This window comes from Candidatus Nanogingivalaceae bacterium, assembly GCA_015257795.3.
GTDB lineage: Bacteria > Patescibacteriota > Saccharimonadia > Saccharimonadales > Saccharimonadaceae > Nanogingivalis.
Genome location: CP072208.2, coordinates 297,796 through 320,611, shown reverse-complemented (window position 1 = coordinate 320,611; position 22,816 = coordinate 297,796). Strand labels below are relative to the sequence as shown.

Genomic DNA, 22,816 nt, shown 5'->3' with positions numbered 1-22,816 from the left:
TATGGCTGAAGCTCAAAAAACTCAGGCTCCACGCCGAAACAACGACCGACACAACGGTCGAAATAATGGTCGAAAAAACGACCGCCGAAACAATAACCGACGCCAAGAACGCGAAGAAAAGCAATTCGAAGAATTAGTAATCAATATTGATCGCGTTTCTCGTGTTGTTAAAGGTGGACGACGCTTCCGCTTTAAAGCTCTTGTTGTTGTGGGTGACCGCAAAAACAAAGTTGGTGTTGGTGTAGCTAAAGGTCAAGATGTGACTGCAGCTATCGCTAAAGCAACAAATGTTGCAAAGAAAAATATGGTTGAAATAGCGCTTGAAGGCGACACAATTCCACACGAAGTTGAAAAGAAAGTAACTGGTGCACACGTTCTTTTGAAACCTGCCGCTCCTGGTACTGGTATTATCGCTGGTGGTGTTGTTCGACAAATCATTGGTGTAACAGGTATTCGAAACATGCTTTCGAAATCTCTTGGCTCAACAAACAAAGTTAACATTGCTTATGCAACAGTTGATGCTTTGAAGAGTCTTGTACCTAAAGACCAATGGCTAAATGCGCCAAAAAAAGCTAAAAAGGAGACTAAGTAATGAAATACAATGAACTCCAAGTTGCTGCAAATAAAGATCGAATCCGCGCTGGTCGTGGTATCGCTGCTGGTCGTGGTAAAACTGCTGGTCGTGGTACAAAAGGTCAAGGTGCTCGAACAGGTAAAAAACTTCGTGCAACTTTCCAAGGTGGTCAAAACCCACTCGTTCAAGCAACTCCAAAAGCTAAAGGATTCAAATCTTTGCGAAAACCAGCTCAAGTTGTTTATCTTGATCATCTAAATGATCTAGCTGGTGAAGTTGACAACTTCCGACTATTCGAAGAAGGATATATCGAAACTCCTTTCCACAAAGTTAAAGTTATCTCTCGAGGTGAATTGAACGAAAAAGTTACTTTGAAAGTTCAAGCAGCTTCAAAATCAGCTATCGAAGCTATCGAAAAAGCTGGTGGTAAATTTGAAAAAGTTGCTACACCTTTGAAAAAATCAGTAAAAGAAGAAAAATAATTCTTCTTGAAATTGCTTAAAACAGCTCGAAAGGGCTGTTTTAATTGATATTAAATGTGCGACAATGGCTGTAGGGGTTGATTTTTGGGAAGGATTGGAGTAATATCAGGATATGAAAGATATGCGGAAGATAGCTGTGTGTGGTATGCTTGGGCTGGTCGTTTTGGGGCTAGTTGGGGCTTTGGTATACACGCTTGCTTTTCCGGATAAGGTGGCTAAAATAACAGGACATGACAAGCTGTTGAATAAGCCAGTTGAATATCACGAGAAAAAGCCTACAAAATTACAAGAGAGACCAACCGCTGACAAGATATTTGAACTTGTGAACAAAGAGCGAACCCAAAGAGGGATTGCTCCTTTAGTGCGTGCGCCTGAGATTGACAACGATGCAAGGCTTAAAGTTGAAGATATGATTAAGAATGATTACTATGCTCACAAAAACCCAAAGACAGGGCAGTTCTTAATGGATAACACTTATAGTGATAAACACTGTAAGGAGTATGGTGAGAATATCAACGCCGGAAGTTACTATGCTTATTTAGAGAGAGATATGTCAGAAGTGGAAGTTAAGTCGTGGATGGAAAGTACTGATGGACACCGTGAAGCAATATTGAACCCGAAATATAAATATTCAGGTATAGCCTTGGATTGGTGGGACAAAGAGCGCCACCAGTTTCGTGTGGTACAGCATTTTTGCGAGCCTTTATAAGCCTTGAATCATCTCCCAAATAGAAATAAGGAGAATATATGGGCTATATTGATAACTATAACGGTTTAGATCCAAATAAGTACAGTGGTAATAAAGACTTCCGTGGTTTTTTGGCGGCAAATGGCTATGAAAAATTCTTGCCATATGTGGGTAATGATGGCAATGGTGACTTTAGAAAAATGGCACAAAACCCAGAATACGCCAACCAGACTCAAGCAAACTTGAGTGGAGGAATGCAAGAGTTGTATAACTGGTGGGCAGATAAGACACGAGGACATTATGTAAAGCCTCAAGGCGGTGGTGGATCATACAACCCTCAAGTGGCAGCAGAAGCTCGAGCAAGGGCAGATGAGATTGCAAAATATCGTGAACAAGAACGGGTGGCGGCTGAAGGCTTGGGCAGATTGGATCGCCAACGGGACATTTGGCGTGGTAACGTTGAAAATAACTACGCTAACCAGCTAAACGACCTTGAAAACAGCTACACCCAAAGCAAGGGCGCCTATGAGATGAACAAACGAGACTCGGAAGCTCAAAACCGTGCAGTGCGTTCACAAATCATGGAAGACGCAAACAACCAAACGAACTCTTTGCGCCAAATGTTTGCAGCAGGTGGAGCGGGAGATTCAAGTGCAGCACAAATTGTTGCTCCTTGGGCGGTTGGCTTGGAAGCGAGCCGAAACGCTGGAAGCGCACAAGATGCTTTCGCCCGAGATCGCCGAAACCAAGACTTGGAGTTTGCTAGTGCAACTAATGCATACAACAAGAACAAGAAAGACTGGGAAACAAACCGCCAAGATGCACTAAATAACGTGGATTCGCAAATTGAAAGTAGCCGAATTGACTTGAATAACCGCATTATGGATGCAAGGCAGAAACAAAAGACTGCCTCGATCGGAACAATAAAAAAGCCGCATTTCTCTGTATCAACAGAGTGCGGTATTTGATTTTTCGTAGATTGCCAAGAAATAGATAATTTCTTGGAGCCACGATCGGGGCTTGAACCCGAGACCTCATCCTTACCATGAATGCGCTCTACCAACTGAGCTATCGCGGCAAATAAACTATAATAAATTCTACCATAAAAAGTGTTCAGATGTCAATATTATTGAAATAATATTTCCTTTTATTAAGTTTGCACTTTTAAGCCTTATATGTTAGAATATGAGCTATAAAATAATAGTCAAAAAAGAGGAGTTATGAAAACAGTAACAATAATGAAATATCGAATCGGAAATAAATATTTCTTTAAGGTTTTAGATAAATTTGACATTAAAGATGCGGCCGAACGCCTAGATGCAATGATTCAAATCTCCAAACAGTTAGAAAAAGAAAACAAAGACTACGAACAGCTTTGGATTAAAGAAACAGTTCTATTTTAGTCAAAATAAATTATTTGTTTTTTGCTGATTTGCTGGAGTCTTTTGTTCTTTTGTTGTTTTTTAAAAGAAAATTATTTTTTAGGGCTTCACCAAGAGTCCAAACGATAGCGTTCATCAAGAAGACAATCAAAGATGATACCGTAATAAGTAAAATTGTTCGACTAATTGAATTTTCGAAAATATTTAAAAAGCTTGCAACAGCAAAACCAAAAAATGCCAAACAGAGGTAAAAACGCTGCAAAATAACGCGTTCGTTGTTTAAACTTAAAATTCTTTGGATAAATTTCAAAAAGTCATTCATGGTTTAAATTATATCATAACTAAGCTAATATGTCAATCTTTGCTTGAAATACTTGCTTTTTATGAATTCCTGTGATAGAATAGAACAGAACGTAAATAATAAATTTAAGAGAGATTATGGCTAAAAAGAATACGAAACGAAAGATTATTGGCCTTGTAAGTGAAGCTACAGGTCATCGAATTTATTACACTCGCAAAAATACTCAAAATACACCCGAGAAACTTTCTTTGCGAAAATACAACCCAAAGACACGAAAACACGAAGTTTTCACAGAGACTAAAAAATCTCTTGGTCGAAACGAAGTTAAACCACGAAAAGGTTAATAATAAAAAGCGCTCAATTGGGCGCTTTTATTTATTCTGTGTTTCTATTCTTCAGAAGCTATCAAATCCAGCAGAGCTGAGACATATTCCGCCTGAGACCATGTGAGTGGCGCCACAGAAAGGTGCTTCAAATCACGTGGGTCAATTTGTTCAGGCAAGATCCCTGTTGATGTTTGTTGATCTGAAACCCAATCTAAAATCTCTTTTGCTTTTAAAATTTCACCTCGAGCGATATAAAACTCAGCACGCCAAAGTGTTGTAATAGGCCAAATATTCGCTTCATAGTCATCACTAAAGCGATAGTAAACATCACTTTCAAAGCGTGGCAAACCAATTTGACTATCTACGTTAAAACGTTTTTCGAGTACATTAAATGCCCTATGAAGCTTTTCACCCTTAAAATCGAAAAGATTAAATATAAAGGCTCCATAAAAACTTGAGGCATCGATTTTCGAATCCTTCTCACCGTTCGGCCAAATTCCTCGATAAAAATAGTTATTTTCTGGATTAAATAGTTCATTCTGCGCCGAAGTTCGAATCTTCAAAGCTTGATCTCGCCATTTTTTAGCATCTCGCGCACGATTGAGCTGTTGTGCTAAATTTGAGGCCGAATAAAGAGCTGCAAAAACAACCGACGTCGAATAAGTCGTTGAAAGAAAATCCATCTCCCAAAGCTCATAATTAGGCTTTGGTAGATTATTTTCACCACAAAAATCAACCAAAAAATCCGCAATCGGCTTCACTAAATCTTCGTAAAATTCATCCAAAATAGAATTATCGCGAAATTTTTTATAGTATTGCGCAAACAGGAATAGGATTCCAGCAGTTTCATCAATCTGAATTGGTAGGTTTCGCGTTTCGCCACCTTGAGAGTATGGATGCCAGCTAGGGCCAAGCTCGCCGTTTGGCAAATACTTATGCATCATAAAACCGCCCGGCGTAAGGGAATTCTTGCAAAAAGTGAAAAATCTTTGCGGCTCATCACGATATCCGAGCCGAATCAAAGGCCAAATCGCAAAAAGTGCATCTCGTGGCCAACAATAAGAATAATCATCTCGGGCATAGTTAAGCATTTCGCTGTCATTGCTTGCAATAGGAGCACCAGTTTTTGCAAGATGAGACTTAACTAGCATTAGGCTTTGAATAAATTTTTTCTGATATTTTAGATCTAGTTTTTTCGAAAAACGCAAAGCTGGAGCAAGCCACTTTTGCCAAGATTTTTTAGTTTCAGACAAGGCTTTCGAAAAACCTTCATCTCGCATTTTTTGAAAATTCGTTAAAGCAAGTTGGTGATCATCTGCGCAAGAAATAGAATATTGAAAATCTGCGCTTTCGAAAACGCCCAGAGAGAAGTTAAAACCGAGTACTGAGTCGGTTTGACCATGTTCAACATTTGAACCAGAAAGAATTCCATCTTCGGCATCGCACCAAGAGCCAAGTTTGCCTTCAATTCCAAATAGTCCAACCGTATGTTGGTCAAAATCTTTAAAGCTTTTTTGATTAAAGTCGCCGCCAACTTTTTGTGCAGAAATAATAAATGCACGTTTTCCGCGGTAATGCAAAATTGCCTTTTCATCATCTTCAAGAGGTAAAAATTGTACAGTATCAGCTAAATGAAAACTGCTGTTAATTGCAAAATTTTGATGCAAAAATAGCTGAACTTCACGCGGATAATTCGCAAGATTTTGCACCTGAATTTTACGCGCAAAAACATCAAAATCACTAACTACAAAATCTGTAAACGTGATTTTTATCTGCAAATTATTGTTTGTTGCTTCGGTTTTAGAGATTAATGCATCTTCGAAATATTCAGAAGAGAATTGCCAACCGCCATTTTGCAGCCACGAAAATTCATCACCAATTTTAATACCAACGCGATGAAAAAGATCGCGGCCAAGAGTGTGATTTTCATATCCGTTATCTGGAAAATAAAAATCACTAACCAAACCGAATTCATTTAGGCCAATATTTAAATTTCCATTACTTAAAATCGCTGTTTTTGCCATTTCAACCTCGCTTTCCCTTAGCAAACATTAAGTTTTTATGAAGCATTCGCGCAAATATTTTCTTTCGTTTTGGCGTTTTTGGAACTTTCGAAAAAGATTTTTTAAGAATTTTTTGTGTTTCTTGAACTTTTTTAGGTTGTAAAGGTGAAACATCTTTCAAACGAAAATCCATGTCTCGCAGAGCATCCATAAAATACAAAAACGCATCATAGGGCGATTTATATGGTGAAAAATACGCATGAACATCACCATCGTTAAAGTATTTTGTGCACATATAGTATGGGTGATCGCTAGTGGTTAGCCGTCGCCAATCTTCAACAAGCATGCCGTTATAAGAATTATAAACTCGCGGTTTTAAGGCGTAAAGATGCTTCATTGCTTCTTGCTGCATTGAATTTCCAAGCCACGCAGTTAGATCGCGCTCAGTATCCGCCCAAGTAACAGTTTGAGGCATCGAAATTTCCGCAACAGGATCGGCTTGAGCGGCTTCTGTAACAGTTTTAAAATCATGACTTGTATTTTTTAGCCACTCAGCAACTAAGCTTTCGAAAAAGCCAAAAATTCCAGATTCCTCCCATTGATGTTCACCAAAAGTTTCATAATCCATGAAAAGATTAATTATATCACCTCGATAGCTCGCCGATTCTAGCCAGCTGATATATTTTTCGGTTGTTAGCGGATATTCTTCCCAGTTTTGGTTTGAAAATCGAAAAGCTAAATCATCAGAAAGTTTATAATTCTTTAAAAGAAGGCGAATATTTTTAGTATTTTTTGGTCTATACACAAAATTCGGCGAACGCCACCCCAACACAGGATCCCAGCCTTCAGTTAAAATTGCCTTGAAACCAAAATTGTCTGCCCATTTGCCTAATTCGTCGTTATAAGAAAGTTCTGTGTTTCGAAAAGATGTCGTTTCTACGCCAAAAACTTCACGAATCTTTGCTTGATGTGCACGAACTTGTGCCTCAAATTCCTCGCGGTCAAAAAAGAAAGCTAAACTGTGATAATAAGTTTCAGCAACAATCTCCGCTCGGCCAGTTCGAACGAGACGCTTAAAACTCTCAAGAACATCTGGCGCAAATTGCTGAGCTTGATCAATAAAAGTGCCTGTTATCGAAAAAGAGAATTTAAATTCAGGATGACGAGCTAAAAGTTCTTCGAGTAGGTTATTCATTGGGATATAAGATTTTTCAGCTACTTTTCGAAAAATTTCACCATTACTTTGGCGCTTCAAACCTTTTTCTTCACTAAAATAATCTCTATTTTTACCAACATTAAAAATAGTTTGGTCATCACGAACTCGCCACGGCTGATGAACATGGAGATATAGAACAATTGATTTTTTAGCCATTTTTTTCCTCTGTTAGGTGTATGAATTCATCCATGATTTGATCAGCAATATCACTCCAAGAAATTTTATTATACTCTTTTCGAACGCCTTTTTTAAGATTATTTAGAAGTTTTTTATTTACCGAAACTTCATAAATTTGATTTGCAAGCTTTTTAGTATCCCAAAAATCGTAGCGCAAAATGTTCTGCAAAACTTCACCAACGCCAGACTGTTTTGAAATAATTAACGCGTTGTTAAAGTGTGCTGCTTCAAGGGCTGTTAACCCAAAAGGCTCATTAACCGAGCTCATCACGAAAACATCTGCAACCCCATAAGCATCGCGCCATTTGTCTCCGCGCAAAAAGCCAGTGAAGAAAATTTTATCCGCAATTCTAAAATCGCTAGCCATTTTAATAAGCTCGTTACGCTGCTCGCCATCACCAACAAGAAGAAGAGCGATTTTCGGGTTCCTTGAAGCCGCTTCAGCCATGGCTCGCATTAAATATGTTAAACCTTTCTGAACAGTAAAACGAGTTAAAGTCATCACAACCGTATAGCCTTGTGATTTTAAATATTCAAGATAGCGATAAGTTCGCTCATCGTAGTCTTGTGGACTAGCAAGTGTTGAAGTTTCGATTGCATTATAAACAACCTCGACTTTTTCTGGAGAAACTTTATATTTATCAATTATTACATCTCGTGTATTTTTCGAAACGGCAAAAACTTTATCTGAATTGCAAATTCCAGCGTATTCAATATCATGAATTTGTTGATTGCCAGATGTTCCACCAGAACGGTCGAATTCTGTTGCATGAATATGTGTAACAAGTGGAGAACCCGTAATCTCGCGTGCCAGCATTCCAGCCTCCATCGTAAGCCAATCGTGCGCATGAATAACATCCGGTTTGTTTTCCGGGATGCTTAAATATTCACGAATAAATTCACAATATTCTTTTTGAATCGAACGAATATCCGGCAAAAAATCGCCCACATTATGGCTCGACCGCGACCAGTGTGGCGCATCATAAGCCCCAGCGCCAAATTTATGAATCTCAGAAAAATTCGTAGCATTTAGCACTTTCATAAAATCAATTTCGGTATGTTTGTTTTTATACGGAACGACAAACTCAATTTCAGCGCCATCTTCAGCTAGCGCTTTTGCCATATAAAAACAAGCTACGCCCAAACCACCACTGTTATGGGGAGGAAGCTCCCACCCGAGCATTAGAATTTTCATTTTTTGCCTTTACGATTAAAATTTACATTTCTATTTTAGCAAATTTAAGAGAAAAGCGCAAGCGGTTTAACCAGTTATCTGCTTTAAACTAAATACTTGGCGAAAACTGTTTTATTTCTTGAACGTATTTCTTATAGTCTGGGCAATATTTTTCAACTTCTTGCCAAAATTTAAACGAATGGTTCATTTGCCGAGTATGACAAAGCTCATGAATAATCACATAATCAATCAAATGGTGTGGTAAATTCATTAATGCGATATTTAAAGAAATTGTTCCGCTAGAAGAGCATGAACCCCACCGCGTGCCCGTGTGCGAAAAACGCAATTTCTCAAAGCTAAAACCATATTTTTCTGCCAAAAAATCAATTCGGCGGGGTAAATACGCTTTAGCTTGCTTTCGAAGAATTTTTGATACGGTTTTGCGAATCTCAGATTGAACAAGTGGATTTTCGAAAGCTAACTCTTGCGGAATTTGCACCAAAATCTGATTTCCTTCATTTGAAATTTTGATTTCTTCGCCCGAAAATTTTCGCAAAAAAAGCGCGTGAGTTTTGCCAATCAAATCTCCGTCTTGATAAGAATTTTTAGCGTTGTGTGTTGCGAGCATTTTTCGAATTTCATCGCGATTGCCATTAACAAGCCGCCGAACGGCAAATTCTGGTGAATAATAGGGGATTGATACACGCAAACTTCCATCAACGCCGACAGAAAGTTTTACGGAGCGAGCGAGTTTATTTTTTCGAATTTTAATTTCACCAAACTCTTTATCGACTATAGACATAAAAATATTATAGCACTTTTAAAAAGAGTTATCAAAATCTATTGCCACGTTTCAACATTTCTAATTCTTCGAGTTTTAGTCGAACGTCTTTGCGCTTAGCAAAAATAATAAACGATAAAATATAAATTATCACATATGCAAAAGGCATGGCAATAAGACCACCGAGCCATGTACCAACCATGGCAAAATTCATAGTGTCTAATGTAATATAAACAGTTGCAATCGATATAACTACGAATATCCCTACAAAGATATTCAAAACACGCCGATGACTTTTAATCTTATTTTGTAAAATTTCAGGATTTTCAAGCTTCCTAACCCTAAAATACCCTAAAATAGCAATAAGAAATCCACCTAGCATAAAAGCAAATAGCAACACTGCAAACATAAACACTAGAAAAAAATAAAAATGAAAAAAAATAGTAATAAAATTAATATCCATAACATAACCACTATACACTAAAATAAAACAAAAAACAACGCCAAAATAAAAAACACCATTTCTGGTGTAAAAAGGCAAATTTGGCACGGGCAGAGAGATTCGAACTCCCGACACCAGGTTTTGGAGACCTGTGCTCTACCAACTGAGCTATGCCCGTATGAAACTATTTTAGCATAAAAAAGTTGAAAAGTGAAGAGCTTTTTAGTTATTTTCCTTACCTATTGACAAAAAGTATCTTTTGTGGTAGAATACTAATTAGTTAAAAGCTTACTTTCAAAATTGAGCTTTTAGCTCGTATTTTACAAAGTTGGCTTTTGCAAGTATATTTTTCAGAAAAGGAGACCAAAAATATGGTCAATGTTATTAAGTGGGCTCAAACCCAAAACCAAGAAAAACTTGCTGAAATTCGTATTGAAGCAGAAGCGACACCAAAGACACCTCTGTTTAAAGTTATCGATAAGCTTGAAAAAGCATATCATAAAAATGATATTAAAGAGCTAGTCTTTTGGCTAGCTTACGCTAAGTTTTATGAAATGCCCATAACTAAAGGACGCGATTTTTTCAAGAAAATCGAAAAGGAGTGGCCTTCAGGTCATTATTACGAGTTAGCGAACGCATTCCATTTCCTGAATGAAATTTATGCAGAAGGTTACACTAAGCGCAATAACAGCGCTCAAATGTGTAAATATTCATCACTGCTCGCGGAATTCTCGCTAGTATAGCCAACACTAAATTAAGCCCGAAATAATCGGGCTTTTTTCTTTTTTCGAATTTTATTCAGCAAACTGTGAGTTATACAGCTTAGCATAGGCGCCATTTTTCGAAAGCAATTCTTTATGAGAGCCTTGCTCAACAATGTTTCCATGCTCCAAAACTAGAATCAAATCAGCATTTCGAATTGTTGAAAGGCGGTGCGCAATCACAAAGCTTGTACGGCCATGTGTTAAATTATCCATCGCCGATTGGATAGCAGCCTCCGTTCGTGTATCAACAGAGCTGGTTGCCTCATCAAGAATCAACATCGGCGAATCTGCTAAAATTGCACGCGCAATCGTAAGAAGCTGTTTTTCGCCAGCCGAGACATTATCGATATCTTCAGAAATAACCGTATCATATCCTTGTGGTAAAGTTCGAATAAAGTGATCGGCATGAGCGGCTTTTGCGGCCTCAACAATTTCTTCACGAGTAGCATCGGGCTTTCCGTAAGCTAAGTTTTCGGCAATCGTGCCATTAAACAACCACGTATCTTGTAGAACCATTCCAAAAAGGGAACGAACATCGTGGCGCGACATTTTCGAAGTATCAACTCCATCAATTGTGATTTTTCCGCTGTCAATATCATAAAATCGCATCAAAAGATTCACGAGTGTAGTTTTTCCAGCACCAGTTGGGCCAACAATCGCCACGTTTGAGCGTGGTGCAATTTTTGTACTAAAATTAGTGATAATTGGCTTGTTTTTCGAATATGAGAAATTAACTTTCGAAAACTCTACCGCGCCATTAACTTCTTTTGGCGGTGTTTTCGAAATTTCAACAAAAGTTTCTTCTTCAGCATCAAGAAAACCAAAAACTCGTTCACAAGCCGCAACAACAGTTTGAACGCTCGTCATTGAATTTGCAATATTCGAAATTGGCTGCGTGAATCGACTCATATATTGCATAAAGGCCGTAATATCACCAATCGTCATTTGGCCGTTTACCGCACGCACACCACCAACAACTACCACTGTTAGCGTAGAGATATTATTTATAAATCCCATGATCGGGTAGAGAAGACCACCAAAAAATTGCGATTTCCAAGATGAATTGTACATTTTGTTGTTGATTTTTTCGAAATCTTCAACTGATGATTTTTCGCCGTTATAAACTTTGATAACTTCGTGCGAAGAAAGCATTTCCTCGGTGTGAGAAGTTAGACCTGAAGTAAATTTTTGTAAATCTGTAAAATAAACTTGACTAAATTTTGAGATAACTAAAATTACACCAACCGAAAAAGCACCTGTTGCAAGCGCAATTAAGCTCATTTGCCAACTAATTGAAATCATCATGAAAGTTACGCCAATTATCGTAATAATCGAGTAAGAAAGCTGATTTAAACTCTCACTTAAGCTATTGCTGAGTGTTTCGATGTCGTTTGTGATAATTGAAACCGTATCGCCAGTTTTATGTTTGTCAAAATACGAAAGTGGTAATCGTGCAATTTTTTTCGAAGACTCATCACGTAGCTTGAAAACGATTTTTTGCACCATTTGACCCATAATCCAGTTTTGCGCATAACTAAAAACTCCCGAACCGATATAAATCGCAATAAGCAAAAGACCAAATTCAGCAATTTTTGAAAAATCAGGATTAAAATGAACCGCGCCCGCACGAATTTCAACTCTCTTTGTGATTAAATTGATCATTTCACCAACAATTTGCGGGCCAACAATTGCTGAAATTGAGCCCAAAATTGTCATAATTACAAAAAATGTAATCGAGATTTTAAACGGCAAAAAATATTGCAAAAGTCGCAAGACCGTCTTTAACGAAAGCTTATTTTTTTGATTTTTCGCCATTATTTTTCTCCTTTCTTAGATTTTTTCGCAACTGCTTGTTTTAAGCTTTTTTTAGCTATTTTTTTCGAAACGGAAACTGCTTTTTTAGCCACTTTTTTGGTTTTCGAAACAGTTTTTTGCTTTTCGAATTCTTTAATTTGCGCTTCAATTTCTTCGTCAGAAAGCTGAGACGAGGCAATCTCGCGGTAAATTTCGTTATCTTCAAGAAGTTCGCCATGCGTGCCAATTCCAACAATTTTTCCGCCGTCAAGCACAATAATTTTATCGGCCTGCATAATTGAAGTCACGCGTTGCGCCACAATAAACTTGGTTTGTAATTTAGTTTTTGAAGCAAGCTCAGCACGAAGTTTAGCATCAGTTTTATAATCAAGCGCTGAGAAACTATCGTCGAAAATCAAAATTGGAGCTTTTGAAGCAATCGCACGCGCAATCGAGAGGCGCTGTTTTTGTCCACCAGAGAAGTTTTTACCACCTTGCGAAACTTTTTCGTTTAAATCTTCGGGCAGTTTTTGCACAAAATCCCAAGCTTGAGCAATTTTTAAAGCTTCGATAATTTCTTCATCCGTTAGATGTTTCGAAGAGCCATAATTTATATTCTCGCGAACATTCCCAGAAAAAAGACTTGCTTTTTGTGGAACATAGCCAATTAAATCGTGAAGTTCGCTTTGTTTTAGGTCGCGGATATCCACGCCGCCAAGCTTAATTTTACCTTTCGAAACATCATAAAACCGTGGGATTAATTTTGCGATCGTAGACTTTCCAGAACCAGTTCCGCCAATCACCGCAATAGTTTGACCTTGTTGAACTTCAAAATTAATATCTTCAAGAACAGCCTCTTCAGAATCTGGATACGCAAAACTAACATTTTCGAAAGCAAGCTCAAAAGTTTTTGGCGCTTTTTTGGTCTTTGCCTTATCTTTAATTAGAATTTCTTCGTCAAGAACTTCACTCAATCGCTTAATGGCGACATTCATTCGTGGAATCGACATAAAAATCATCGAAAGCATAACGAACGCAAAAGTCACCTGCGCCAAATATTGAGTCAGGGAAGCTACATCACCGATTGAAATTTCGCCAGATTTCACGAAGTATGAACCAATCCAAGCAATTGCAACCAAACCAAGGCCAGAAACCATTGTCATATATGGAGAAATCAAACCAAAAATCCTTTCGAAAAAGACATTCATTTTCAACATCTCGGCATTAATTTCGCCGAATTTTTCTTCTTCAACCTTTTCTTTTCGATAAGCTCGAATCACCCTTAAGCCAGTGATTGTTTGGCGAGTTTGCATGTTTAATTTATCAAGTTTTGTTTGAAAAATCCTCAATTTTGGCACAGCAAAAACACCGATAATTGTAGTTAAAACAATAATCGAAAAAACTGTAATTGCCATAATCCAACTCATTGAACCAGAAATCGCCAAAGTGTTAATTATCGCACCGGCACCAATAATTGGCGCATAAATACCCATTCGCATAATCATTGTGAAAGTTTGCTGAAATTGGCGTGCGTCATTAGTGATTCGCGTTGTTAAGCTCGCAACAGAGAACTTGCCGAATTCACTCATTGAAAAATCTTCAATTTTCTTAAAAGTTTCATGACGAATATCGCGCGCCATTGCTCCAGCCGAACGGCTTGCGAAAAAAATTCCGGCCAGCATCAAAACGCCACTCAAAAGAGAAAGCCCAATCATATGAAAACCGTTTGAGTAAATCGCTTCCATATTTTTCATAGCAACACCCTGAGTGATAATTTTTGAAGTGTATTGAGGGAGTTCAAGGTTGATTTTAGCAGAGAACACGGTAAAAATAAGCATCAAACTTAAACTTAGCCAATATTTTTTAGCAAATTTAAAAATAAATTTTAACATAATTCCTTTCTTTTTATAGTTTATAGATTTTTAAGCGATTTTAATATTTTAGCATAAATTTAAACATTTTAAAAGAGCCGCGGGAAACGGCTCCTTATCTTTAGGTATAGATTATAAGGTATACTTTATTTCGTGTTAAAAAGCTTTATGAAGTTTATGAAGTTTTTTATACATTAGTCATTATGAAGTATTTATTATACAGCGTTTATGTTTTTTGGATCTTACCCGACCCATTGCATTTCTTGCACGGATGTCGGCTGTAAAAGCACATAAAACCATTGATCGTAACCTCACCACTTCCTTTACAGTGCTTACATTCAACAGTCTCTTCGGTAATAGAGAAAATACCCATTTTTACACCTCTTTCTATAAAAGTTCAAAGCTTAGAATTGTTTCCGCAATTTTTTAAATTTAAGCTTAGTGTTTAATATTCTACTACATTTTTGCTTTTAAGTCAAGAGAATTATAGATATTTTCGAAATTTATTTTAAAAATTGAATTATTTTTGGTTTCTTTGTATAATAAAATTCATAATTACAATATAAGCATTGTAAACTTTTTATGGAATATTTTATAAGTTGGAGTTAGAAAAAAAATATGAAAAATTTTCAAATTAGATTTTATAACTTTTACGCTTTTTACGCCTTTTTAACTAATCGAAGAAAACAATTGTGGTTGAATTTTAATCCGGGAATTAGTGGCAAAATTTGGTTTGCTATTTTTAAACTGTTCTTTTCGAAAAATATGATCGAAGTTTTAGAGGAGAATGAAGCAAAAATTAAAATTCGAAATAGTATTTTTCTGTTTCGAAATCCTAAAAACGCCGAGAAATTCAAACAGGCACAAAAACTTTCTTGGAAAGAAAACGAAGAAGAAAAACATCGGCTTTATGGTGAAGCTCTAGGATATCCAGAGTTTGCGGTTTCAGATTTTTTAGAATTATTAGAAGAGCGCAAAAAAGATAATGCTGAACCAGTTAAAGCTGGCGATAGATTAGCGTTTAGTTCTTTAAACTACGGTTATGAAGGTTTTGTCTTTAAGCCAGAAAATCTTTCGAAAATTATAAATTGGAGTAAAGAGCAAAAAATACCACAGAAAGATGCTAAGATTCAAATCTATAACTTTCAAATTGGTAGGTTCCAAAGTCTTTCAAAAAATGAAATTAAAGAACTTTTAGAGTCGAAAAATCCACTAAAAACTTCTGAAAAAATAGCAAAAAATAGAGAATAATTTTTGTCAGCTTTTTAAAAATGTGTTATACTATTAAAGATGAATAATGAAATTATCTATCTTGATCACGCTGCAACAACACCAGTAAGCGAAAAAGTTTTGGCTGCAATGTTGCCTTATTTTAGTGAAAAATTTTATAACCCGAGCGCACCCTATGTTCAAGCTTTAGAAGTTCGAAGGGATTACGAGGATGCAAAGCATCTAATTGCGCAAAATATCGGTGCAAAAAGTGATGAAATCGTGATGACGGCTGGTGCAACCGAAAGTATCAATTTAGCATTTTCAGCAGCCTCGAAAGATGCGGGAGATGAAATTCTCGTGGGTGAATTTGAACACCATGCAGTTTTAAACTCGGCCGAAAAATATGGCGTTCGAAAATTAATTAAAATTAAAAAAGATAGCGTGATTGATATTGATGATTTGCGCGCAAAAATCTCACCAAAAACAAAGATTGTATCTGTTATGCTAGCAAATAATGAAACAGGCGTGATTCAGCCAATTTCGAAAATTGCCGAGATTATTCGCGAAGAAAGAATGCGCCGACTTTCAAATGGTGAAAAGACGCCAATCTACCTTCATTCCGATGCCAGCCAAGGTGTTGGCCAACTTGATATTTCTGTTTCGCGACTTGGTGTTGATATGTTAACTTTAAATGCCGGAAAAATCTACGGCCCAAAACAAACTGGCCTTTTGTGGGCGAATCGTGAAATTCAATTTAACGCACAAATTGTTGGTGGTGGTCAAGAACGAAATTTGCGTAGCGGAACCGAGAATGTACCAAGTGTGATTGGTTTTGCAAAAGCAATGCAGCTAGCCGAAAAACATCGCAAAAAAGAAAATGAGCGACTTCGAAAATTAAAAGAGATTTTTAAAAATATTTTGAGCGAAAATTTCTCGGACGAAGAAATGATTTTCTTGGGAAATATCAAAAAGCAACTCGCGAGCCATGTTTCGGTTTCGTTTCCTGGAATTGACGCTGAACGAATGGTTTTCGCCCTTGAAATGCAAGGAGTTTTGGTCGCTACAGGCTCAGCTTGCGCTGCCAATAAAGGAACACGTTCACACACTCTAACCGCAATGGGGCTTAAAGAAAGTGAAGCGGACGGCAGTTTACGAATCTCTTTCGGTGCGCTCTCGAATGAAGAAAACACTAAACGCGCGGCCGAAATTATTTCAAAAACAATTCGAGCAGAATTCGAAAGGATTAAAAAGTAGATGGCAAAATTTTTTGCTTGGGTTTTAATCGTTATTGGAATTGTTGTAGTTTTTATTGCTAGCACAACACTAATTATCAGTGATAAAAATCAGTTAGTTAAAATTTGCCCAAACTATAAGAATGGCGAATGTTCCCAGAAAATTGATGCGGTTGTTGCGATTTCTGGCGGGAACACATCTTCGCGAACACGCGAAGCAATCGAAATTTTTAAAGCTGTTCAAGCACGAAAATTGATTTTCTCTGGCGCAAATTCAAACCCGAAAGTTTTGAGCGATGCGCAACAAATGGCGAATTTAGCGCAAAAACAAGGTATTTTAAAAGATGAGATTATTCTCGAAGAACAAGCCCAAAACACTCATCAAAACGCACAATATACAGCAAAAATCATCAAGCAAAATGGCTATAAACGAATAGTTTTGACCACTTCAAAATACCACCAAACACGGGCAAGATTAGAATTCGAAAAAGCGCTCGAAGGTTCTGGGGTTGAAGTAATCTCGGCACCAGTCTCAAATGATCCAGACTGGAGTAATCTTTGGTGGACAAATTCACGCGGATGGTATCTTTCAATGAGTGAACTTTTTGGAATTTTTAGATTTTATATAGGAGCATAAAAATGGATAAGTCAAAAATTAAAGTATATGTTGGAATGAGTGGCGGTGTAGATTCTTCTTTAACTGCAGCACTTTTAAAAGAGCAAGGTTATAATGTTGTAGGTGTTTATATGAAAAACTGGACACAAGATTTACCGGGAATGAAATGTCCCTGGGCAGAAGATTTAGCGGACGCAAAAAGAGTTGCTGTTCAACTTGGCATTGATTTTAAAGTTTTCGATTTCGAAAAAGATTATCGCGAAAAAGTCGTTCAATATATGCTCGACGAGTACGCAATTGGTCGCACACCGAATCCAGACATTATGTGTAACCAAGAAGTTAAGTTTAAGCTATTTTTAGAGGCAGCGCTCGAAGATGGCGCAGATTTGATTGCGACTGGGCATTACGCTGGCGTTCGAAACGCCTTTACTGAAAATATTGGCGACCATTTTGATTTTTCGAAAAGCGGAAATGGCGAACTTTTACGCGCCAAAGACGAAAATAAAGATCAAACCTATTTCTTATATCGAGTACGCGGTGAAGCTTTGGGTCGAACATTGCTTCCGCTCGGCAATTTCACTAAGCCAGAAGTACGCGAGATGGCAAAAGAGCGCAGTCTTTTTACTGCTCGCAAGAAAGATTCGCAAGGAATTTGCTTTGTTGGCAAAATTGGAATTCGTGACTTTTTGAAACAGTTTATTCCTGAACAAAAACCCGGCAAAATTATTAATAAAAATACGGGAGAAGTTCTTGGATGGCACGACGGAGCAATTTTTTACACCTTAGGCCAACGCCACGGCTTAAATATTGGTGGTGGCTTGCCATTTTATGTTTGTGGAAAAAATATGCAAACTAATGAAGTTTTTGTTACAACAGACATAAACAACGGTGAGCTTTGGGCGAAAGAAATTAACGTTTCGGCGTTGCATTGGATTAATGAAAAAGTTGCAGATGGTGCAGAAATTCAAGTTCGAATTCGCCACCGCGCGCCGCTTGTTAATGCAAAAATCTTTTTCGAAAACGATGGAACCGCAAAAATTAAACTTACAGATGAACAACGCGCTATTACTAGTGGTCAGAGTGTTGTATTTTATTCTGGCGAAGTTTGTTTAGGCGGCGGAATTGTTATATAAGCATTATTGACATTTTATTTATGGTATAATCTAAATACTAAGTTTTAAAACTTAAGTACTTTATTTAGAAGGGAGTGTTAACATGCGTAGTTTTAATTTGTTAACATTGCTAAACAAAAAAGAGAATAAGGATGCAAACTTTTTCAGTGAAAGTTTTCTTCTTGAAACTTTGAAAGAAGTGGGATTCGAAGATGTAGAAGTCTTTAATCCGCCAGCAGACGGTAGTAACTCGATCCATTTGAACGCAAAATTAAGCGATAAAAATGGAAACGCTCTAAGAATTAGCGTATATCATTCAAAAAACTGGTTGAAATTTGAAGCCTATCCGGATTCTGAGGATTCCTTCAAAAACCCAAAAAGCTATAATAAGTTATCGATGACCAAACGCTTTTTCGATAAATACATTGAAACAGTACCATGTACTACATACTATTTTGGTAATCGAGCCACAACGGATTTGCTAAAAAAATGCAAAGAAATGGCGAATAATTTCTTTGATGATATCGAGAATGAATTCAAGAAACACTGTCGCAAGTTTTAACTTATTCCTAACCCGATATTATATCGGGTTTTTTCTTGTTTTTTCGCCTTTTAAATGTTATAATTTTACTTTATAGTACTTTTCAGGAGGTTTTTATGAAAAAATTTGACACGAAAACGATTAAGTTGCTATTGGAACAATCTGGTTTTAAAATTAAATCTGGTTTTAAAATTACACGGGAAGAAGTACAACCAGTATCTAAGATTAAGGCCACTTATAAATATGGTGAGCTTGAGTTTGAGCTCGATATCGAATACACAGATAGTGAACTTGGTCTTTCTTTACGAAGTAGTTCAGAACTGGAAATCTTAGTGAATAAACGTGTTGTTGTTCTAGCATTTGATAACAATGTTTTTACCGAACGCTGTGTTGAACAAAAACTACACAGTTTTAATACTAAAACACTATTCCTTGAGGCGAACAAAAGCCTAAATAATTTTATTAAAAAGATGGAGTATGTCTTTAATCACAAATAGAACTTCTCGAAGCTCGAACGAGCTTCTTTTTTTTAGCTTATTTTTTTAGTATAATATAGCCATGAACGATTTTCAGAAAATTTTCGAAAAAAAGTATAAGATGTTAAATCCCGAGCAAAAAAAGGCTGTAGACACAATTGAGGGGCCAGTTTTGGTTATTGCGGGGCCAGGAACGGGAAAGACTCAATTGCTTTCAACCCGCATTGCAAACATTTTGCAAAAAACCGACACTTCGCCGGAAAATATTCTAGCGATGACTTTTACGGAAGCTGGTGCCCGAAATATGCGCGAGCGTCTTTCGCAATTTATTGGAACTGATTCGTATAAAATTGGAATTTTCACATATCACGGTTTTGCAAATGAAATTATCAATAATTATCGTGAATATTTTCTAGATAAAGACCTCGATAGCCTAGCCGATGATTTAAATATTTTTAAGATTTTAGAGAGTTTAAAAAACAATCTCGATGATAGCTCTCGCCTAAAAAAAGATAATATCAGTAGCCTAACAACGGCAATTTCACATGCAAAACAGGCGTTAATTACCCCTGAAATGCTAGCAAAAATTGCAAAACAAAATGTTGAATTGGATAAAAAACTACTCAAAAAACTAGACGAAGAAGAAATCGATTTTTCTGTGCTTGAAGAAAAAGGCATTTCTAAAAAAACTGTTTTTCCTGAATTTTATGAAAATCTCCTTATCGCGCTAGCCGAAGTTCTAAAAGATGTAACGCCAGCTCATCCAAAAGTTAAGCCAAATCTTTTTTACACTTTCGAAGCGCTTGAAAAACTTCTTGAAGAAAATAAAAATGCCGAAAAATTCTCAACAAAACCTTTCACTAGTTTTCGAAATGATTTTTTCGGAATAAAAAACGAAAAAGGACGTTTACCAAAAGATTTTTATACGAACTTAAAAATCCAAGAATTTGCCGATTTTTACAAAAAATATGAGGAAGCCCTACATAATAAGGGTATGTTTGATTATAATGATATGATCCTCGAAACAATTAAAACTATCGAGCAAAAAACAGAATTAAAATTGTCGCTTCAAGAAAAATATCAATTTATTCTTTTGGATGAATATCAAGATACTAACGCCGCGCAAAGCAGACTTGTTGAACTTCTCACGGACAATGAGATTTTTAATGGTCGGCCAAATATTTTAGCTGTTGGTGATGACGACCAGGCAATTATGGCCTTTCAGGGCGCTAAAAGCTCAAACATGCTCGATTTCTATCATCGTTATAAAGATACAAAAGTTATTAATTTAAGAATAAACTACCGTTCGAGAAGTGAAATTTTATATTCTGCTAAAAATATTGCAGAACAAATCGAAAGCAGACTAAATGAAAACTTACCAACACGAATTGATAAAAATATTGAAGCTTTTGATGATTCTAAATTCGAAAGTCCCTATCTTGTTCGAAAAGATTTTTTGAGTCAAATTTCAGAATTCGGCTGGATTGCGGATGAAATTTCAAACTTAATAAAATCCGGAGTTAGTCCGAAAGAAATCGCCGTGCTTGCGCCAAAACACAACCCTTTACAAATGCTTGCGCCATATTTAAAACGCCAAGAAATAGCCGTTTCCTACGAGAAAAAAGAGAATATTTTTGAAGACGAGATTATTAGTTCGCTAATTAAAATTTCACAACTTATTATTGCAATTTCAGACAATGACTTAGATAAAGTAAATGCGCTTTTTCCTGAAATTCTAAGCTTTAATTTCTGGAAACTAAATCCTGTTGAAATCTGGAAATTAAGTTGGAAAATTAACTCTAAGCGAGAAACTGTAAATTCTTGGCTCCCAGAAAGCCTGTTTTGTGAAGATAAAAATATTTCGCAAATTGTAGAGTTTATTATTTCATTATCTCAAAAAATTGACAGTTATAGCCTTGAGTCTATCCTTGATATACTGCTCGGTAGCGTAAAATGGAACTTCAAAAAAGGAGAAATTGTAGAGAATTCTAGCCAACATGATGCTAGCGAAATTTTCGAAAGCCCAATTCGAAAACTATTTAGCCAAGATTCTGATGAAAGTTATTATGATACTTTATCTAATTTGATTGTTTTGCGCGAAAATTTGCGAGAATTCACACGAGAGCATTCAAATTCATTGCGAGACCTTGCGGCATTTGCTAAAGATTATGAAAACGCAGGAATGCGGATAATTAATACAAACCCTCACAAAGCAACTGACGATGCAGTTCAATTAATGACAGCCTTTCAGGCGAAAGGTTTGGAGTTTTCGCACGTTTTCATGATTGATACCAATAATCGAGTTTGGAACGGAAAAAGCAATAATTTTCAAAGCGTTCGTTTTCCAAAAAATCTTGAATTTATACCAATCTCGGATGAAGGAAAAGATACCAAATTGCGTTTGTTGTTTGTAGCAATTACGCGCGCAAAAACACATCTCTATATGACAAATCATTTGATGAGCTTTTCTGGCGAGAAAAATACTCGGCTAGAATTCTTTGACGAGCACGAAAAAGAAACGGAAGACGAAAAATTCTTTGTTGCTAGCTTTTTGCCTGAAAAATTCCAAAAAATTGAGCTTGAAGAAAACGACGCTAAAGAATTAGACATTCAAACCAGCTGGCATGATTTTTATAGACCAAAAAATGATTCAATGCGAGACTTATTAAAGAATCGTCTTGAAAATTACGCAATTAGCGCCACGCACTTGAATAATTTTATAGATGTCGAATACGGCGGACCTATTAACTTTTTCGAGAATATAATTTTGCGCTTTCCGCAAGGATACTCCATAAATAGCATTGCTGGAAACTTAGCCCATAACGCTTTTCGAAAAGCCCAAAATGAGCTAAATCAAAACGGATTTTTCGATAGTCAAAACATTATTAGAGGTCTCGAAAAGGATATTTCGAAATACGTTTTAACAAATGAAGACAGAACAAAAATCTTAAAAACCGCAGCTGAATCTGTCGAAAAAATATTCTCAACAAAAAGCGAACTATTCCAAAAGGGAAACCGTGCAGAAGAAAATTTCCACTCAAAGGGAATTATGCTTGGAGATGCACACTTAACTGGAACTGTTGATTTGCTAATTATCGATAAAAACAATAAAGAGATTACAATTTTAGACTGGAAAACAGGTTCGATACCTTTGGATTCAAAAGATAGAAGTAAAATTGTTGTAAATTCAAAAATTTACAAATACGAACAGCAACTATTTTTCTATAAATTTATGGTCGAAAACTCGAAAGAATTCTCTGGCTATAAAGTTAAATCTGGAATATTACAATTTGTTCAGCCAAATGCAGATGGTGATATTGCAAGCCATTCCATTGATTTCGAAACTCCCGCAAACAAATTGCGCGCAGATTTTACTAATTTGTTGATTCAAGCTGTTTTCGAAAAAATTAAAAAATTCGATTTTGACGATGATATTTCAAAATTCTCTGAAGAGAGCCTAAAAGGAATTAAGAAGTTCGAAAACCAGCTAGTTAAAGAGTTTGCGATATCTCATAACCTGAAAGAAGTGCCACTCTATAAAAAGGTAAAAAGAGGATCATCCCATATCTTCACCCTAACCAAGGCTATTTTAGAAGATTTCTAGCAACTTGAAAGCACAATCGCTTTGTGGTAAAATTATATGTATTAAGTT

At 36.6% G+C, this 22,816-nt stretch carries 22 protein-coding genes and 2 tRNA genes; 14 read left to right on the top strand and 10 right to left on the bottom strand.

Annotated features, from left to right (window positions below):
• Nucleotide 1: 1 nt before the first annotated feature.
• From rpsE to HXK94_001665, 4 genes are all read left to right on the top strand, one after another.
• On the top strand, nucleotides 2-592 hold the full coding sequence (gene rpsE / locus HXK94_001680; GenBank protein QTI96595.1) for a 30S ribosomal protein S5: 591 nt from the start codon (nucleotides 2-4) through the stop codon (nucleotides 590-592).
• Nucleotides 592-1,056, top strand: coding sequence for a 50S ribosomal protein L15 (rplO, locus tag HXK94_001675; GenBank protein ID QTI96594.1), 465 nt, complete (start codon nucleotides 592-594; stop codon nucleotides 1,054-1,056). Before rpsE ends, rplO begins: the two co-directional genes overlap by 1 nt.
• A 112-nt stretch (nucleotides 1,057-1,168) precedes the next feature.
• Nucleotides 1,169-1,765 carry a hypothetical protein gene (locus HXK94_001670; protein QTI96593.1) on the top strand — a complete coding sequence of 199 codons (597 nt, stop codon included), beginning with the start codon at nucleotides 1,169-1,171 and terminating at the stop codon, nucleotides 1,763-1,765.
• A 38-nt stretch (nucleotides 1,766-1,803) separates the two neighbouring features.
• Complete coding sequence (locus HXK94_001665) at nucleotides 1,804-2,712, top strand: hypothetical protein (protein ID QTI96592.1); 909 nt, start codon at nucleotides 1,804-1,806, stop codon at nucleotides 2,710-2,712.
• Nucleotides 2,713-2,746: 34 nt separating this feature from the next.
• On the opposite strand, the gene HXK94_001660 is transcribed toward HXK94_001665, so the two are convergent.
• Nucleotides 2,747-2,822, bottom strand: a tRNA-Thr gene (locus tag HXK94_001660).
• Between the two features lie 142 nt (nucleotides 2,823-2,964).
• On the opposite strand from HXK94_001660, the gene HXK94_001655 reads away from it, so the two are divergent.
• Complete coding sequence (locus HXK94_001655; GenBank protein ID QTI96591.1) at nucleotides 2,965-3,147, top strand: hypothetical protein; 183 nt, start codon at nucleotides 2,965-2,967, stop codon at nucleotides 3,145-3,147.
• 10 nt (nucleotides 3,148-3,157) lie between these two features.
• On the opposite strand, the gene HXK94_001650 is transcribed toward HXK94_001655, so the two are convergent.
• A complete protein-coding gene (locus HXK94_001650; GenBank protein ID QTI96590.1) occupies nucleotides 3,158-3,448 on the bottom strand; it encodes a hypothetical protein in 291 nt (96 codons plus the stop codon).
• A gap of 116 nt (nucleotides 3,449-3,564) precedes the next feature.
• Between HXK94_001650 and rpmG the strand changes: the two genes are divergently transcribed.
• Complete coding sequence (gene rpmG, locus HXK94_001645; protein QTI96589.1) at nucleotides 3,565-3,771, top strand: 50S ribosomal protein L33; 207 nt, start codon at nucleotides 3,565-3,567, stop codon at nucleotides 3,769-3,771.
• Nucleotides 3,772-3,815: 44 nt separating this feature from the next.
• Here rpmG and HXK94_001640 read toward each other — a convergent pair whose 3' ends face one another.
• The 6 genes from HXK94_001640 to HXK94_001615 form a co-directional block, all read right to left on the bottom strand.
• On the bottom strand, nucleotides 3,816-5,777 hold the full coding sequence (locus HXK94_001640; GenBank protein ID QTI96588.1) for a hypothetical protein: 1,962 nt from the start codon (nucleotides 5,775-5,777) through the stop codon (nucleotides 3,816-3,818).
• 1 nt (nucleotide 5,778) lies between these two features.
• The gene (locus HXK94_001635; protein ID QTI96587.1) at nucleotides 5,779-7,128 is read right to left on the bottom strand and encodes a glycoside hydrolase family 57 protein; all 1,350 of its coding nucleotides are present in this window, start codon (nucleotides 7,126-7,128) and stop codon (nucleotides 5,779-5,781) included.
• Nucleotides 7,121-8,344 (bottom strand): glycosyltransferase family 4 protein, encoded by a 1,224-nt coding sequence (locus tag HXK94_001630; GenBank protein ID QTI96586.1) that lies wholly within the window; start codon nucleotides 8,342-8,344, stop codon nucleotides 7,121-7,123. Before HXK94_001630 ends, HXK94_001635 begins: the two co-directional genes overlap by 8 nt.
• A gap of 88 nt (nucleotides 8,345-8,432) precedes the next feature.
• A complete protein-coding gene (locus HXK94_001625) occupies nucleotides 8,433-9,125 on the bottom strand; it encodes a M48 family metallopeptidase (GenBank protein ID QTI96585.1) in 693 nt (230 codons plus the stop codon).
• A gap of 31 nt (nucleotides 9,126-9,156) precedes the next feature.
• Nucleotides 9,157-9,486: a hypothetical protein gene (locus HXK94_001620; protein QTI96584.1), complete on the bottom strand. Its 330-nt coding sequence runs from the start codon at nucleotides 9,484-9,486 to the stop codon at nucleotides 9,157-9,159.
• A 162-nt stretch (nucleotides 9,487-9,648) separates the two neighbouring features.
• Nucleotides 9,649-9,724: transfer RNA gene (locus tag HXK94_001615), tRNA-Trp, on the bottom strand.
• A 193-nt stretch (nucleotides 9,725-9,917) separates the two neighbouring features.
• Here HXK94_001615 and HXK94_001610 point away from each other — a divergent pair.
• Entirely contained in the window at nucleotides 9,918-10,289 is a 372-nt protein-coding gene (locus tag HXK94_001610) for a hypothetical protein (protein ID QTI96583.1), read from the top strand.
• 51 nt (nucleotides 10,290-10,340) lie between these two features.
• On the opposite strand, the gene HXK94_001605 is transcribed toward HXK94_001610, so the two are convergent.
• Nucleotides 10,341-12,125: an ABC transporter ATP-binding protein/permease gene (locus HXK94_001605; GenBank protein ID QTI96582.1), complete on the bottom strand. Its 1,785-nt coding sequence runs from the start codon at nucleotides 12,123-12,125 to the stop codon at nucleotides 10,341-10,343.
• The gene (locus HXK94_001600) at nucleotides 12,125-13,996 is read right to left on the bottom strand and encodes an ABC transporter ATP-binding protein/permease (GenBank protein ID QTI96581.1); all 1,872 of its coding nucleotides are present in this window, start codon (nucleotides 13,994-13,996) and stop codon (nucleotides 12,125-12,127) included. The genes HXK94_001605 and HXK94_001600 overlap by 1 nt, the downstream gene beginning before the upstream one ends.
• 597 nt (nucleotides 13,997-14,593) lie before the next feature.
• On the opposite strand from HXK94_001600, the gene HXK94_001595 reads away from it, so the two are divergent.
• The 7 genes from HXK94_001595 to HXK94_001565 all read left to right on the top strand — a co-directional run bounded on the left by HXK94_001595 (nucleotide 14,594) and on the right by HXK94_001565 (nucleotide 22,768).
• Entirely contained in the window at nucleotides 14,594-15,226 is a 633-nt protein-coding gene (locus tag HXK94_001595; GenBank protein QTI96580.1) for a hypothetical protein, read from the top strand.
• Nucleotides 15,227-15,265: 39 nt separating this feature from the next.
• Nucleotides 15,266-16,441 carry a cysteine desulfurase gene (locus HXK94_001590; protein QTI96579.1) on the top strand — a complete coding sequence of 392 codons (1,176 nt, stop codon included), beginning with the start codon at nucleotides 15,266-15,268 and terminating at the stop codon, nucleotides 16,439-16,441.
• A complete protein-coding gene (locus tag HXK94_001585; GenBank protein QTI96578.1) occupies nucleotides 16,442-17,056 on the top strand; it encodes a YdcF family protein in 615 nt (204 codons plus the stop codon). It begins immediately after the preceding gene.
• A gap of 2 nt (nucleotides 17,057-17,058) precedes the next feature.
• Nucleotides 17,059-18,168 carry a tRNA 2-thiouridine(34) synthase MnmA gene (mnmA, locus tag HXK94_001580; protein QTI96577.1) on the top strand — a complete coding sequence of 370 codons (1,110 nt, stop codon included), beginning with the start codon at nucleotides 17,059-17,061 and terminating at the stop codon, nucleotides 18,166-18,168.
• 82 nt (nucleotides 18,169-18,250) lie between these two features.
• Nucleotides 18,251-18,709: a hypothetical protein gene (locus HXK94_001575; protein QTI96576.1), complete on the top strand. Its 459-nt coding sequence runs from the start codon at nucleotides 18,251-18,253 to the stop codon at nucleotides 18,707-18,709.
• A gap of 95 nt (nucleotides 18,710-18,804) precedes the next feature.
• Complete coding sequence (locus HXK94_001570; GenBank protein QTI96575.1) at nucleotides 18,805-19,185, top strand: hypothetical protein; 381 nt, start codon at nucleotides 18,805-18,807, stop codon at nucleotides 19,183-19,185.
• A gap of 61 nt (nucleotides 19,186-19,246) precedes the next feature.
• Entirely contained in the window at nucleotides 19,247-22,768 is a 3,522-nt protein-coding gene (locus tag HXK94_001565; protein ID QTI96574.1) for an ATP-dependent helicase, read from the top strand.
• Nucleotides 22,769-22,816 lie beyond the last annotated feature (48 nt).